Source organism: Leptotrichia sp. oral taxon 215 str. W9775, from assembly GCF_000469505.1.
In the GTDB taxonomy this organism is placed as follows: domain Bacteria; phylum Fusobacteriota; class Fusobacteriia; order Fusobacteriales; family Leptotrichiaceae; genus Leptotrichia_A.
In genome coordinates this window covers 90,760-106,321 of record NZ_KI272841.1, presented here as the reverse complement: position 1 = coordinate 106,321, position 15,562 = coordinate 90,760, and the positions used below count along the sequence as shown (strand labels likewise).

Genomic DNA, 15,562 nt, shown 5'->3' with positions numbered 1-15,562 from the left:
ACCATTTCATTCCATCTTTTATTTTTATAGTTGCTTTTTTGTTTTCCGGATCTACATTTAATGTTGCTATTCCTGTATCAGTTATTTCAAAGTTTTCATCAATATCTAAAATGACATTTGTTAAAAACCATTCAATTATATCTCCGTCATAACCGTCCTTATACATTGCCTCATTAAATATCCCTACCAATGGTGAATCCTTAACCATTGCAACACTTAGAACTGCTCCTGGAACTGCATTATCTTTATTCTGAGTTTCTGTTTCAAATTTTATACTCTCAGAATTCTTGTTTCCATCAGCACTCTTTTTCTGCCCTGGTCCACATGACATTAACAACATCATCATAACTAACACTGAAACTACACTTTTAATTTTCATACTAACCTACCTCCAGTTTTTTTATTGATATATTAACTTAATTTATTCTAGCACTTTTAATAAATTATATCAATACTTTTTTCACATTGCAAAAAACGCTGATAAACCTTTATTTATCAGCGTTTGAATCGATTTTACATCTTTTTCGATATCTTATATTTTTTATATAATTTTCATATATAACAGTTATATTTAACTATTAATTTGTTGCTTTTATAGGTTCTGCAGCAGTAAGTTCCCACTGGTTAACCATTTTACCATTTTTATACAAATCGTATCCTACATAGAAGTTTTTAACTCTTTTGTTTACAGGAGATAAATCATATCTGTAAGTTAAAGGTACTTCAACTGCTTGATTTATATAATATTCCTGCCATTTTTTATAAGCTTCTGCTTTATAATTAGGATCTTCCAATGTTTTAGGACTTGATATTTCAGCCATTAATTTATCATTTTCATCTGAAACGAATCTTGGGAAGTTAAATGGTGATTTTCTTCCTCCACCTTCAATTGGATTCAAGTTTGTTCCAACTGACCATGCAGCAAAGAATACATCTATTTCAGGGTCATCAGCCTGTACTTTATCATAGAAACTGTTAAATTCTATAAGTCTTCCTGTAGAAAGAACACCTTTTATACCAATTTCCTTCCATTGCTGTATATAGAACTGTGCCAACGGTTCAGCTATATCTCCACCTGCCATTGAAGCTATTCTTACTTCAAATGGTTTTCCATTTTTATCTTCTCTGTATCCATCTCCGTTTACATCTTTATATCCTGCTTCATCCAATAACTTTTTAGCTTTTTCAGGATCATATGGGAATCCTTTTATATCTTTTGAATAATATTTTTTAAATGCTGGAGGTACAGCCATTGTAGCTCTTTCTCTTAATCCATAATAGAAAGCTTTTACCATTTGCTCTACATCAAGTCCGTAAACTAATGCCTGTCTCAATCTTACATCTGCCATTTTTGCATTTGGATCTGTTATATTTTCACCTTTTACCTTGTCAAAGTGACCTACTTTGAAAGCCATATATGAATAATATAATTCCTGGTTTCCAAGTATTTCAAGGTTATTTAAATCTTTATATGATTTATATAAATCTGTAGGTATACGTAAAGCCATATCGTATTTTCCAGTTTTTAAAGCTGATACAATTGTATTTGAGTTTACTACTTCCACTGTTGCTTTTTCAATTTTTGGTTTACCTCTGAAGTGATATGGGTTTGCCTTAAGTTCTAAACTTTCTCCTTGAACTCCGCTAACTATAGTATACGCACCAAGAGTTATCATTTTGTTTCTTACTTTTTCTGATTTTTCAAGATCTTTTATAGGAATATCTTTTAAGTGGTGTTCAGGTAATGCTGACCCTATTAATCCATTTCCTCCAGTGTAAACACCTTGTCCCAGTTCTGTAAATGAAACTTCTACTGTTTTGTCATCAATTTTCTTAAGTCCTGAAATATCCTGTGCTTTACCTTCATGATATTCCTTCATTCCTACTACTTTTTCATTTTCATCATTATATCTTACACCTGTATAGTCCTTATTTCCTATTACTTTATATGCAAATATAATATCATCAGCTGTCAATGGCTGTCCATCTGACCATTTTATTCCATCTTTTATTTTTATTGTAGCTTTTTTATTTGGGGCATCGACAGATAATGTTGCCATTCCTGTATCTGTAATTTCAAAGTTTTCATCCAGATCAAATATTTCATTTCTAAAAAAAGTAGCTATTAGTAAGCCATCAAACCCATCTCCCTGACCGATATCTGAATAAAAAATACCAATCAAAGGTGAATCCTTTACTATTGCAACTTTTAGAACTGCATCTTTTACTGCAGGTTCTTTATTTGTAGTTTCAATAGGAAATTTTGAAGCATCTACAGTTTCTCCTCCACCTGTCTTACTTTTCTTTTCTCCCGGTCCGCAAGCTGTAAGCAGCATCATTATAGCAACCAGAAAGAGCATAATTGACTTTCTAATTTTCATTTTTTGTAACCTCCTGTATTTTTTTATTTATATCTAGAGTTTACCACCTTTTTTTAAAATTGGCAAATATTTTTCAAAAATTTTTCAATTTTTATTATAATTTTTGAAAAAATACAGAAAAATTGCACTTCAAATCTTTTATTAAGATTAAAAAGTGCAATTTTATATAATTCATTAATATTAATTTTTTGCTTTTATAGGTTCAGCCGCTGTTAATTCTATTGTATAAACTCCTCCGGCACTTCCATATGAAATATTATAATTTTTTACCCTTTTATTTACAGGGAATACTTCGTATCTATATGTCAGAGGTACTTCTACTGCCTGATTTATAAAGTATTCCTGCCATTTTTTATAAGCTTCTGCCTTATAATTAGGATCTGTCAATGTTTTAGGGTTTGCAGTGTCTTCCATAAGTCTTGTGTTTTCGTCAGAAACAAAACGTGTATAGTTAAATGCCGCACGTGGTCCTTTTACCTTCATTGCATTCAGGTCGCTTCCAGTTCCCCATGCAGCAAAGAATACATCTATTTCAGGATCATCAGCTTTTACTTTCTCATAGAAACTGTTGAATTCTATAAGTCTTCCTGTTGCAAGTACAGCTTTTATACCTATTTCCTTCCATTGCTGTATATAGAACTGTACTAACGGTTCAGCTATGTCTCCACCTGCCATTGAAGCTATTCTCACTTCAAATGGTTTTCCATTTTTATCTTCCCTGTATCCGTCACCATTTACATCTTTATATCCTGCTTCATCTAAAAGCTGTTTTGCCTTTTCAGGATTATAAGGGAATCCTTTTATATCTTTTGTATAATATTTCTTAAATACAGGAGGTATTGATGTTGTAGCTCTTTCTCTTAATCCATGATAGAAAGCTTTCACCATCTGATCTATATCAAGTCCGTAAGCAAGAGCCTGTCTTAATCTTATGTCTGCCATTTTTGCATTTGGATCTACTATACTTATACCTTTTTCTTTATCATATTTTCCCACTTTGAATCCCATATATGAATAATATAATTCCTGTCTTCCAAGTACTTGAAGATTATCCAGATCTTTAAATGTTTTATATAAATCTGTAGGTATCTGATAAGCTATATCGTATTTTCCTGCTTTTAGAGCTGAAACTATTGTCTGTGAGTTTACAACTTCCACAGTAACTTTTTCAGTTTTTGCTTTACCCTTATAGAAATAAGGATTTGCCTTAAGTTCCAAGCTTTCTCCCTGTATTACTTTCTCAACTGTATAAGGTCCTGTTGTAAGAACTTTATTTCTTGATTTTTCTGATGTTTCAAGATCTTTTATAGCTACATCCTTTAAATAATGTTTTGGAAGGGCATATCCTATAAGACCATTTCCTAATGTATATATTCCCTGACCAATTTCATTGAATGAAATTTCAACTGTACTGTTGTCAATTTTTTTTATTCCTGATATAGTTGAAGCTTTTCCTTCGTGATATTCCTTCATTCCTATTATTTTTTCGTTGTCATCAGTATATCTTATACCTGTATAATCTTTATTTCCAACAACTTCGTATGCATAAATTACATCGTCAGCAACAATAGGCTGTCCGTCAGACCATTTCATTCCATCTTTTATTTTTATAGTTGCCTTTTTATTTGCAGCATCTACTGTTAAAGTTGCAATTCCTCCGTCTGTCACTTCAAAATTCTCATCTGTTTCAAATATACCTGAACCTAAAAAGTTATCAACAAGAATTCCATCATAACCGTCTGAATAAACTACATCACTTAACAATCCTACCAATGGTGAGTCCTTTACTATTGCCACTTTTAAAACCGCATCCTTTACAGCTTGACCATCATTTGATGTTTTAACTGGAAATGCCACATTTTCATTTCCTGTATCCCCTGTCTTACTTTTCTTTTCCCCTGGTCCGCACGCGGTCACTAATAACATAATTGTTAATAAAAACAGCATGACTATTTTCTTTCTGCTCATTTTCTTACCTCCTGGTTTTTTTCTTTTATTTAACTAATATCTATATTCTAAAAGTTAAATTTTTTAAAAAAACGGAATGTTTAATAACATATGTTTTTGAAATATCCATTTCTTAACTCAATTAAACAATCCGTTTCATATTTCCATTTTTCAGTAAATTTATTAAATTAAAACTATCCTAATCTTTGTCTTGCATCAGCCGCTCTCTTTAAAGCCTGTCCTACATAGTTGATACAAAGCATCATTATTAATATCAATATTGATGCTGGAAGCCATATCCAAAGCTTTGAAGACAGTACTTCCGGATCTGTTGCGTATCCTACAAGTGTTCCTAAACTAGGTATTGAAGGTGGCAGTCCAAATCCAAGGAAACTAAGTCCTGTTTCTATCCCTATATTACCTGCTAAAGCCAATGTTGAATCAACTATTATAATTGAACTTATATTTGGCAGTACTTCCCTGAATATTATTTTCAAATCGCTTGTTCCCATTGTCTTTGACGCATGAACATAATCTCTTCTACTTTCTGAAAGAGCCTTACTTCTTATAAGTCTTGCTGTTCCTACCCAGTAGAAAGCCGTCATTATGAAAATGAAAGTCAGAATATTGTATTTTGGAACAATAGTTATAAATACTATTACCAGCATTAATGTTGGTAATATCATAATAAAGTCTATCAATCTCATTATCAGATCGTCTACTATCCCACCATAATATCCTGCTACAAGCCCTACTACTATCCCAATCCCGGAAGTTAAAATTGTAATTGTAACCCCTATTATAATTGAGTTTCTAGCTCCTATTATAAGCTGTCCTAAAATATCCCTTCCTCCGGAATCTGCTCCAAGATAAAATCCTTCACCTGGTGCCGCATATTTGTCAAGAAGGCTTATTTTCATTACCTCTTCCTGATTTGTAAGGAATGCACCGATAAATATTGTTAAAAACAGTACTCCCAGAATTATAAGGGAAATTATAGCAAACTTATCTTTTTTTATTTCCCTCATTATGACTGTAAATCCTGTCGGTTTTTCACTGACAGTTATATTATTATTTTCCGTCTTATTTTTATCCTTTTTCACTCTATACCACCTACTCTATTCTGATTCTTGGATCTACTATACTTAAGATAATATCTGATAGTAAACTTCCCATCAATGTTAAAAATCCGAACAATAAAATCAATGCAGTAACTACACTGTAATCTCTTGATCCGATAGACGATATAAACAGATTTCCCATTCCTGGATAACTGAATATTCTTTCTATGAATATTGAACCACTTAAAAGTCCAGTAATTGAATATCCAAAGAATGCAGCTATTGGTAAAATTGAGTTTCTAAATATATGTCTTGAATACACTACATTTTCAGGTACACCCTTACTTCTTGCAGTTTTTACATAATCAAGTGATTTTGCATCAATTATTTCATTTCTTAAATACTGTATTGTACCTGTTGTATTAAGTATTGCATATGTTATTGCAGGTAACAGTATATGATGTATTCTGTCAATGAAATATTTAAATGTTCCAGGTGTTAGCCCAATTGTAACTGATCCTGTAGTTGGGAACCATCCTAATGTATATCCAAAGAACCATACCATTATAAGTGATAATACGAATGTAGGTATAGTGTAGCTCACATAGTTATATAATGTAACCCCTCTGTCAAGAAGCGAATTCTGATATCTTCCTGAAAGCACTCCTAAAGGTATTGCCAGTGTGTATGTAAGTATCATACTGAACAATGACAATATAAATGTATTATTTACCCTTTGTCCTATTAATGTACTTACAGGCAGTTTATATGTGTAACTCATTCCAAAATTACCTTTAAAGGCATTTCCCATCCATCTTATATACTGTATATGCCAAGGATCATAAAATCCCGCTTTTCTTCTCAGTTCTTCCAATACAGCCGGACTTGTCTGAGGTGTTATCAATCCAGTAAAAGGATCTCCCGGCATTTTTTTGGCAAGTATAAATATTAATATACTCAATATGAATAATTGAGGTATCATTACTAATACTCTTCTCAATACTGTTTTCCACATCTTACTTTTCTCCTCCTTTTACCTTATGTGCCAAGGCGGCATAGTGAGTATCTGTTAATTTCTGTAAATCATATACTTTTCCATTTTCATCATAATATTCCAGCTCATTTTCCCTATATTCCTTTTCAACAGCAAGTCTTTTTGCTTTATTTGACTCCCTGTGGTTAGGATTTACTTCAGGAATGGCCGCTATAAGTCTTTTTGTATATATATGTTGCGGATTATTGTAGATATCAGCCTTTTCACCAGTTTCTACAAAACGTCCCCTATACATTATAGATATATGGTCACACATATGTTTTACAACTCCAAGGTCATGCGAAATAAACAGATAGCTCAATCCAAACTGCTTCTGAATTTCCTTCATGTAGTTCAGAACTTGTGCCTGAACTGACAAGTCAAGAGCTGAAACAGGTTCATCCGCAATAATTAATTTTGGTTTTATTGCTACTGCCCTTGCAACTCCAATTCTCTGTCTCTGTCCTCCGGAAAATTCATGAGGATATTTATAAAGTGCATCATCAGTCATTCCAACTATTTCAAGAAGTTCAGAAACTCTTCTGCTTTCTTCCTTGTCAGTAAGATTTTCAAAATTTCTCAAAGGTTCAGCTATAATATCAATTATTCTCTTTTTTGGATTCAAACTTGAAAGTGAATCCTGAAATATCATCTGTATATTCTGATTATAATCTGATTTTCTGCTTCTTCTTTTTTCAATTACTTTTCCTTCGTATGTAATTGTTCCATCCTTTATTTTTTCAAGTCCTATAATTGCTTTTCCAATTGTTGATTTTCCTGATCCAGATTCTCCTACAAGACCATAAGTTTTTCCCTTTTCTATCGTCAAATCTACACCATCTACCGCGTAAACATGATCCACAATTCTATTAAAAAAACCGCCTCGAATAGGATAATGAACCTTTAGATTCTTTATTTCAATAAAGCTCATCTTATACTTCCTCCGATTCATGATTATTTATTTTTTCTTCATTGTTATCTTCGAAATAGAAATTCTTCCAACATGTACATCTTACGAAATGTCCAGGTGAGATTTCATGCATTTCCGGATTTTCTTCATGTTCTTCATGTCCAATCCATGGTATTCTTGGTGCAAATCTACATCCTGTTCTCTTTAAATTTTTAAGAGACGGTACAGTTCCCTGTATTACATGTAATTTGTCTGATTCCTGTTCCATTTGAGGTATAGAATTCAGCAGTGATCTTGTATAAGGATGTTTTGGATTGTTAAACAATTCATTTACTGAAGCAACCTCAACTACTTGACCTGCGTACATTACAGCAACTCTATCCGCCATTTCCGCAACTACCCCAAGGTCATGTGTTATCAGTATTATTCCAGCCTGTATTTCTTCCTGAAGTGATTTAAGCAGATCCAGTATTTGTGCCTGTATTGTAACATCAAGTGCTGTTGTCGGTTCGTCAGCAATTATAATTGTAGGTTTACACGAAAGTGCTATTGCTGTCATTACACGTTGTCTCATTCCTCCTGAAAGCTCATGCGGAAACTGTCGTGCCACTCTTTCAGGTTTAGGTATTCCAACCTGTACAAGTAATTCCTGAACACGTTCTTTTCTCTGAGCCTTTGTCAGCTTAGTGTGATAGATTAATCCTTCTTCTATCTGTTCTTCTACTCTCATCAGGGGATTCAATGCTGAAAGGGGATCCTGGAATATCATTCCTATGTCATTTCCTCTTACTTCATTATACTCAGCTTCAGTCAAAGTGAGTAAATTTCTTCCCTTGTAGATGATTTCTCCTTCCGACTTCGTATTTATAGGATTATGCAATCCTATAACAGATGTCGCAAGTGTACTTTTTCCACAACCTGATTCTCCAACTATTGCAAGTATTTCGTTCTTGTTAAGCTCAAGCGTGACATTGTCCACAGCAGGATAATATGCATCTTTAATACGAAAACTCGTATATAGGTTGTTGATTTTCAACAAAGTCTTGTTCTCTTCCACTTTTCTTCTCCTCTTACTCAAAATATATTTATTACTATTATTTATCTTTGATTGTTTTATTATACCACATTTTGATATTTTTAAATACTTTTTTTTTAAAAAAACGCCTCTAAACACTAACTTCATTCTCAGTTATATATTTAGAAAGGCGATTTTTCCCAATTTATATATTTTATTTATCTTTTCTATATGCTACATTTATCTTTTTTATTTTCATAGCTTTTACCATTATTTTTCCCTTTAAAGTACTCCTATACTTTAAACTTTTCAAAATTGTCTTTTCATTTTTTATACTTGAAGCTGTCCCAATTATTCAGTTACTTTTTTTCTTAATATTCCCAAAATTACTGCTGCAACAAAACTTCCAAGCAATATTGAAACTAAATATAGGAAGAAATTGTTACTTAATGCCATTACAAGTATCCCACCATGAGGTGCAGGTATTTTTATCTGGAATAATCCTACTAATGCACCTGCTATTGCAGAACCAATTACACTTGCCGGAATTACTCTCGTAGGATCCGCCGCTGCATAAGGGATTGCTCCTTCTGTTATAAATGACAGTCCCATTATGTAGTTAGTCAGTCCTGCTTCTCTTTCCTGTTCAGTAAATTTATTTTTAAATAATTGTGAAGCCATTGCAATTGCTATTGGAGGTACCATTCCACCTGCCATAACTGCCGCCATTGAGAAACTTCCACCTGTTGTCATAGTTGTTGCAAGTGTACCTGTTCCAAATACGTAAGCAACTTTATTTATAGGTCCTCCCATGTCAAGAGCCATCATACCACCTAATAAAGCACCTAATAATACTGCACTTGCACCTTGCATTGAACCTAATCCGTTATTCATCCATACATTTAACCCAGTTGCAATTGGATTAATGACAAGCCACATTACTGAACCTGTTATTAATACTGAAAATACTGGATAGAATAAAATCATTTTTAATCCATTTAAAGCTTTAGGTAACCCTTTAAATGCCCATACTAGAAATTTAACAACATAACCTGCCAGGAATCCACCTATTAACGCTCCTATAAATCCTGAAACAGGACCATTTTCAACAAGAGGAGTACTAGCCAGAAGTCCAGCTACAAGTCCTGGAGTTAAGGCTGCCCTTTCACTTATACTGTAAGCTATATATCCACCCAATATTGGAAGGAATAATCCAAATGCGGCTTTTCCCACAGTCATAAATAATTTTGCCAGATAACTTGTTGAACCAAATCCACCACCGGCATTTGCATGTCCTGTTATTGTATCTACTAAAAATGCCAATGCTATTAATATTCCTCCACTTATTACCAATGGAAGCATATATGAAACTCCACTCAACAGGTGTTTATAAAGTCCTTTTTTCTCAGAAGAAGATCCTTCTGATGCTTCTGAAGAACCGCTTGCATGGAAAATTGGAGCTTGTCCATCTAAAACCTTCTGGATTAATCCTTTTGCATTATTTATTCCTTCTTTTGCTTCAACCTGAATTAATGGTTTTCCATCAAATCTGTTCACTTCAATGTTTCTGTTTATTGCCAGAATTACACCTTTTGCTTTCTTTATATCATCTTCTGTAAGTACATCTTTTCTTCCGTCAGCCCCATTTGTTTCAACCTTTATATTTACACCCATTTCATTTGCGGCTTTTTTCAATGCTTCTGCCGCCATATATGTGTGTGCAATTCCTGTTGGACAAGCTGTTGCAGCTATTATATACGGTTTATCTTCTGAAACTTGAGGACTTTCAACTTCAGCTACTTCTTCTTTTTTCTCTTCCCCTGAAAACTTTTCAGCTTCAGCTTTATTAATAATATCCACTACTTCATCTGCTGTCGCGGCATTTTCAAGAGCCGCCTTAAAATCATCATCCAGTAAAAGCTGTGATAATCTTGCCAATGTTTCAATATGTGTATTATTTGCACCATCTGGAGCCGCAATCATAAAGAACAGTGTTGCAGGTTCTCCATCAAGGGAATCATACTCAATACCTTCCTTTTTTCTCCCCATTGCAAGTGCAGGTTCTTTTACAAATTCTGTTTTTGCGTGAGGAATCGCAATTCCTTCCCCTATTCCTGTTGAACTTTGTGCTTCCCTCGCCATCAAGGCATTTACATACCCTTCATAGTCATTCAGCACTCCTGTTTTTTCATGCAATTTTGCTAATTCTCTTATAATTCCTGTCTTGTCACTTGACTGTACATCCAGATTTATTCTGTCTTTAATCAGTAAATCCGATATTTTCATACTCTACACACTCTCCTTGATTATTTTTATCTCTTTGTACAGTTTTTCAACAAGTTCATTTTCAGCCAATCCATATGAATAAGCTGTTGCACTTCCTGAAGCCACTGCTAATCTGAAAGAATCTTCTATCGAATATCCCTTCACATGTCCTGCAATAAATCCTGCAACCATTGAATCTCCGGCACCAATTGAGTTTATAAGTTCCCCTTTCGGTACAGTTGCCTCCAGTACAAAGTCCTTATTTACGAGTAAAGCCCCATCTCCACCACGTGAAATAATAATATTTTTAACTCCTCTTTCCAAGAAAAACGAACATTTTTTTACTATTTCTTCTTTTGTTTCAAGCTTTTCATTAAACATATCCCTTAATTCATGTATATTTGGTTTAATGAAAAAATTTCCATGTATATTATCCTGTAATAAATTTCCTCTTGTATCAAGCACTATTTCAACATTTGCCTTTACATTTTCTGATAATTCCTTATATATGCTTCTGCTTATACTTTCTGGAATACTTCCTGAAAGCACCAGAATGTCCCCATCCTTCAAATGTGAAATTTTTTCAGTCAGTTCCTTCAGTTTCTCACCTGTAATTTCAGGTGACAATCCTGTAAGTTCTGTTTCCTTGTCATTACCATTTACTTTTACATTTATTCTTGTATTTCCTTCAAGCTCTACAAATTCTGCATTAATGTTGTCCTCTTTCAAATCTCTGACAATAAAATCTCCTACAAAACCTGCAACATAACCTATTGCAGTAGATTCTACACCAAGATTTTTTAGAACTTTTGACACGTTTATTCCTTTTCCGCCTGCCCTGAAGTTTACTTTTTTACTCAAATTCAGATGTTCCGGCTTCAGTTCTTCTTCAAGATACATGTCATAATCCAGTGCAGGATTCAATGTAAGCGTATAAATCATATTTCCTCCTTCTCTTTTTTATTGCAATATTATTTATCATAAGCTGTTATTGAAAATTACGTTTAATATTACTAATAAAAATATTTTTTATATCTATTATTTTCTTTAATAGCCTTTTTTGTTGTAATTATTTTACAATTTTCAAGTGGTGAAAACTTTATATTTGATATTTTGTCAAACTTATCTTCATCAGCCAGTATATACTTTTCTTCTGAAAGCTCCAGCACTTTTTTCTTTACCATGGCTTCATTAACTTCAGGCGTTGTAAAACCTGCCTTCAAGCTTATGCCATTTGTTCCCAGAAAACATTTATCAAAACGATATTTATCCAGAAACTCAACAGTTTCAATGCCTACAACTGCTCCTGTAAGTCCCTTTATTTCTCCACCTGCTACAATTGTCCTTATGTTATTTCTTAATAATTCATCGATATGCATAGTCCCATTTGTTATAACCGTTACTTCAATGTCCTTTAATTTTTCAATAAGATAGAAAACTGTTGTCCCTGCATCAAGATAAATAAAATCACCTTTTTTTATCCTTTTGAATGCTTTTTGAGCTATTTCCTTCTTTCCCTCAACATTCCTATTGAACCTGTCTGCTATTTTTGGATCAAAATTCAATTTTTCCAGTTGTGCAACTCCGCCTTTTATTTTTATCAACAGACCATTTTTGAACATTTTTTCAATATCTCTTCTTATTGTTGAAGCAGAAACTTTCATTATACTATCTAATTCCTGATATGAAAGTCTTCCTTTCTTTTCCAGTTCATCCAATATTTTTTCAAATCTGTCTATTTCCAGCATCTCATCTTCTCATTTCATATTTATTATTGTCTTGCTTTTCTTGCCAATATAATATACTTTTTTTACCATAATGTCAACATATTTTTTCAAAAATTTTCATTTTTTTTCATTTTTTTTCACAAGCTTTAATTTTACTGTTTTTAGTGTTCTAAGAATATATCATTTATAATTCTACTTATTTTCTAATATAAAAAATGTAATATATACTTACACTAAAAATGGAAGGAGTTTTTTATGAAAATAAAAAATATTATGATTGCAGGGCTTATGTTAGCTGCAACAGGAGCATTTGCAGATACTGCTGCACAGACAAATAATAACGTAAATGTACAGACTACAGCAAATGTCACTGACAAAACTCAGGATGCCTTTTCAAATGTATATGAAAAAACAAAACATTCAGTAGTTAATATCCGTACAAAAAAAACAATAATAGTTAACACTTATAATCCACTTGAAGAATTTTTATTCGGTACTTCAGGAAGAAGACAGGAAAAAAGGGAATCAGGAAGTTTAGGTTCAGGATTTGTTATTTCAAGCGATGGTTACGTTATGACAAACAACCATGTTATTGATGGTTCTGACGAAATTTTTGTAAAATTTGGAGATGGGGAAGAATACTCTGCAAAACTTGTAGGTTCTTCACCAGAAGTTGATATTGCAGTATTGAAAATTAATTCAAACAAAACTTTTACCCCTTTAAAATTTGCAAACTCTGATAACATTAAAATCGGTCACTGGGCTATTGCATTTGGAAATCCGTTAGGACTTAACAGTTCAATGACAGTTGGAGTTATTGGAGCTTCCGGAAGAAGTTCACTTGGAATAGAGCAGATTGAAAACTTTATTCAGACTGATGCTTCAATAAATCAAGGAAACAGCGGAGGACCACTTTTAGATATCAGTGGTAATGTAATAGGTGTAAATACTGCTATTTTCTCAACAACTGGAGGAAGTATCGGAATTGGATTTGCAATACCTTCAAACCTTGCACAGAATGTAAAGGATTCTATTATAAAAACTGGAAAATATGAACGTCCTTATATAGGAATATCAGTTGAAAATCTTACATCTGTAAGTGCTAAGGAATTAAAAATACCTTACTCTACAGGAATTATAGTAAAGAAAGTATATCCTAATTCCCCTGCTTCAAAATATGGATTAAAAAATAATGATGTCATTTTGGAACTTAACGGAAAGAAAGTTAATTCAGCAGGTACTTTTATAGGTGAACTGGCTGCAAAAAGAATCGGAGAAACTGTTAATTTAAAAGTTTACTCAAATGGAAAAGAAAAAAATATAAATGTCACTCTTGAAAAATTTAAATAGTTTATGAGCAAGTAAATTCAAGGAGGAATAATGAAAAAATTATTTGGAATTTTATTAATTATGTTATTATCAGTTCCATTGGAGGCACACAACAAGGATATGAGTAAAAAAGTAACAAAACCGGTAAATATTGAGCAAAATACTTCTACTGACAACAACTATGTGAACGAAAATTTTCCTGAGCAAAAAATGATTGGTGCAGCAAATCCTGCTTCAGTATACTGCGTTGAACAAGGTGGAGAGTCAATCATAAGAAAAGATAACGATGGAAATGAGTACGGAATTTGTAAATTTAAAAATGGAAAAGAAGTGGATGAATGGGATTTTTACAGAAAAAATAATAACTTGACAGAAAAAGGTACTCCTGAAGTACATATTAAACCGGAAGCAATAATTAATGACTGTACAGAAAGTTGTAATATAAAACCCAAAAAATAAGGAATTTTAATAATAACTAAAAAATAAAAGGATGTCTTAAAAAGAATACTTAGAAATAAGGTAAAAACTATATTTTCACTATTTTGAGACAGTCCTTTTATTTTATTATTCACCTGAATTAAATTATTAAAATGTAAAAAACTATATTTCACATTATTTAAAATTTTACAATTTAAAACAGAAAATGAATTTAGAAAAAGTCAATAGCCTAATTTTTCAGGCAAATTTTGACTTTTTCTTTATGAATAACTGTTTTATATAAGCAAAATTTTAGTAAATGAAGAAATATAGTTTTTATGTTCTATATTTATTATAATTTCAGATACTTTCTAGTGATTATGTCCACATCCACATCCGCATTTTCCTTTTTTCATATCAAGAACCATACGTCCTTGTATTTTTCCTTCTTCCATTTCTTTAAAGATTTCAGGTGCATCTTCAAGTGCTCTTGTTTGAACAACTGGAACTACTTTTCCTTCAGCACCGAATTGGAATGCTTCTTCAAGATCTTTTCTTGTTCCAACTAATGATCCGATAACTTCTATTCCATCAAGAACTGTTTTAACTATAGGTAAATCCATTGTTTCTGAAGGTAATCCTACAGCAACTACTTTTCCTCCTGGACGTACTGAATCAATAGCTTGGTTGAAGGCAACTTTTGAAACTGCTGTAACTACTGCAGAGTGAACTCCTCCTTTTGATAATTCTTTTATTAATCCTGGAACATCTTCCACTTTTTTACCATTGATTACATGGTCAGCACCTACTTCTTTTGCCAGTGCTAATTTATCATCATTAATATCTACTGCGATTACATGAGCGTTAAATACGTGTTTTGCATATTGGATAGCTAAGTTTCCTAATCCTCCTGCACCGTATATTGCAACCCATTGTCCCGGTTTCAAATCTCCTACTTTTATAGCTTTGTATGTTGTAACTCCTGCACATGTGATACTGCTTGCTTGAGCCGGATCCAATCCTTCAGGAACTTTTACTGCATAATCAGCAGTTACTAGGCAATATTCTGACATTCCACCATCAACAGAATATCCTGCATTTTTAACTTCTCTACAAAGAGTTTCTCTTCCTGTTGTACAGTATTCACAAACACCGCATCCTTCAAAGAACCATGCAATACTTACTCTGTCTCCTACTTTTAATGATTTTACATCAGGTGCGATTTCTTTTACAATTCCTATTCCTTCATGTCCTAATATTCTTCCTGGAACTTTTCCAAAATCTCCATTTGCAACGTGTAAGTCTGTATGACATACTCCACAGTATTCAACTTCTACAAGCGCTTCCCCTGGTCCTACTTTTGGTATTTCCTTTTCGATTACTTGTACTTCCCCACTTCCTTTTTCATTTACAACTACTGCTTTCATGTTAATTTCCTCCTAAGTTTAATATTTAAATATCCGTTCAAATATTATTA

At 32.8% G+C, this 15,562-nt stretch carries 12 protein-coding genes and 1 pseudogene; 2 read left to right on the top strand and 11 right to left on the bottom strand.

Annotated elements, in window-relative coordinates; translation table 11 throughout:
* The 10 genes and pseudogenes from HMPREF1984_RS05060 to HMPREF1984_RS05015 form a co-directional block, all read right to left on the bottom strand.
* Positions 1–379, bottom strand: a pseudogene (locus HMPREF1984_RS05060) (oligopeptide ABC transporter substrate-binding protein); the annotation flags it as partial.
* Between the two features lie 199 nt (positions 380–578).
* Positions 579–2,381, bottom strand: coding sequence for an oligopeptide ABC transporter substrate-binding protein (locus tag HMPREF1984_RS05055; protein ID WP_021766838.1), 1,803 nt, complete (start codon positions 2,379–2,381; stop codon positions 579–581).
* Between the two features lie 180 nt (positions 2,382–2,561).
* Positions 2,562–4,349 (bottom strand): oligopeptide ABC transporter substrate-binding protein, encoded by a 1,788-nt coding sequence (locus HMPREF1984_RS05050; protein ID WP_021766837.1) that lies wholly within the window; start codon positions 4,347–4,349, stop codon positions 2,562–2,564.
* 173 nt (positions 4,350–4,522) lie between these two features.
* Complete coding sequence (locus HMPREF1984_RS05045; protein ID WP_021766836.1) at positions 4,523–5,431, bottom strand: ABC transporter permease; 909 nt, start codon at positions 5,429–5,431, stop codon at positions 4,523–4,525.
* 10 nt (positions 5,432–5,441) lie between these two features.
* The gene (gene opp4B / locus HMPREF1984_RS05040; protein ID WP_021766835.1) at positions 5,442–6,404 is read right to left on the bottom strand and encodes an oligopeptide ABC transporter permease; all 963 of its coding nucleotides are present in this window, start codon (positions 6,402–6,404) and stop codon (positions 5,442–5,444) included.
* A gap of 1 nt (position 6,405) precedes the next feature.
* Positions 6,406–7,353 carry an ATP-binding cassette domain-containing protein gene (locus HMPREF1984_RS05035; RefSeq protein ID WP_036099830.1) on the bottom strand — a complete coding sequence of 316 codons (948 nt, stop codon included), beginning with the start codon at positions 7,351–7,353 and terminating at the stop codon, positions 6,406–6,408.
* Between the two features lies 1 nt (position 7,354).
* Positions 7,355–8,389, bottom strand: a complete 1,035-nt coding sequence (locus tag HMPREF1984_RS05030; protein ID WP_036099827.1) for an ABC transporter ATP-binding protein — start codon at positions 8,387–8,389, stop codon at positions 7,355–7,357.
* A 309-nt stretch (positions 8,390–8,698) separates the two neighbouring features.
* Complete coding sequence (locus HMPREF1984_RS05025) at positions 8,699–10,633, bottom strand: fructose-specific PTS transporter subunit EIIC (protein ID WP_021766832.1); 1,935 nt, start codon at positions 10,631–10,633, stop codon at positions 8,699–8,701.
* Between the two features lie 3 nt (positions 10,634–10,636).
* The gene (pfkB, locus tag HMPREF1984_RS05020) at positions 10,637–11,554 is read right to left on the bottom strand and encodes a 1-phosphofructokinase (protein WP_021766831.1); all 918 of its coding nucleotides are present in this window, start codon (positions 11,552–11,554) and stop codon (positions 10,637–10,639) included.
* A gap of 71 nt (positions 11,555–11,625) precedes the next feature.
* Positions 11,626–12,360, bottom strand: a complete 735-nt coding sequence (locus HMPREF1984_RS05015) for a DeoR/GlpR family DNA-binding transcription regulator (RefSeq protein ID WP_021766830.1) — start codon at positions 12,358–12,360, stop codon at positions 11,626–11,628.
* Between the two features lie 234 nt (positions 12,361–12,594).
* Here HMPREF1984_RS05015 and HMPREF1984_RS05010 point away from each other — a divergent pair, with 234 nt between their 5' ends.
* Positions 12,595–13,689, top strand: a complete 1,095-nt coding sequence (locus tag HMPREF1984_RS05010; RefSeq protein ID WP_021766829.1) for a S1C family serine protease — start codon at positions 12,595–12,597, stop codon at positions 13,687–13,689.
* A gap of 30 nt (positions 13,690–13,719) precedes the next feature.
* Entirely contained in the window at positions 13,720–14,127 is a 408-nt protein-coding gene (locus HMPREF1984_RS11635; RefSeq protein ID WP_021766828.1) for a DUF333 domain-containing protein, read from the top strand.
* Positions 14,128–14,456: 329 nt separating this feature from the next.
* On the opposite strand, the gene adhP is transcribed toward HMPREF1984_RS11635, so the two are convergent.
* Positions 14,457–15,512 carry an alcohol dehydrogenase AdhP gene (gene adhP, locus HMPREF1984_RS05000; RefSeq protein WP_021766827.1) on the bottom strand — a complete coding sequence of 352 codons (1,056 nt, stop codon included), beginning with the start codon at positions 15,510–15,512 and terminating at the stop codon, positions 14,457–14,459.
* Positions 15,513–15,562 lie beyond the last annotated feature (50 nt).

Coding starts and splice junctions, on each gene's coding strand:
- opp4B (WP_021766835.1), bottom strand. CDS start 6,404: ATGTGGAAAACAGTATTGAGAAGAGTATTAGTAATGATACCTCAATTA.
- HMPREF1984_RS05015 (WP_021766830.1), bottom strand. CDS start 12,360: ATGCTGGAAATAGACAGATTTGAAAAAATATTGGATGAACTGGAAAAG.
- HMPREF1984_RS05055 (WP_021766838.1), bottom strand. CDS start 2,381: ATGAAAATTAGAAAGTCAATTATGCTCTTTCTGGTTGCTATAATGATG.
- HMPREF1984_RS05025 (WP_021766832.1), bottom strand. CDS start 10,633: ATGAAAATATCGGATTTACTGATTAAAGACAGAATAAATCTGGATGTA.
- HMPREF1984_RS05035 (WP_036099830.1), bottom strand. CDS start 7,353: ATGAGCTTTATTGAAATAAAGAATCTAAAGGTTCATTATCCTATTCGA.
- HMPREF1984_RS11635 (WP_021766828.1), top strand. CDS start 13,720: ATGAAAAAATTATTTGGAATTTTATTAATTATGTTATTATCAGTTCCA.
- HMPREF1984_RS05010 (WP_021766829.1), top strand. CDS start 12,595: ATGAAAATAAAAAATATTATGATTGCAGGGCTTATGTTAGCTGCAACA.
- pfkB (WP_021766831.1), bottom strand. CDS start 11,554: ATGATTTATACGCTTACATTGAATCCTGCACTGGATTATGACATGTAT.
- HMPREF1984_RS05050 (WP_021766837.1), bottom strand. CDS start 4,349: ATGAGCAGAAAGAAAATAGTCATGCTGTTTTTATTAACAATTATGTTA.
- adhP (WP_021766827.1), bottom strand. CDS start 15,512: ATGAAAGCAGTAGTTGTAAATGAAAAAGGAAGTGGGGAAGTACAAGTA.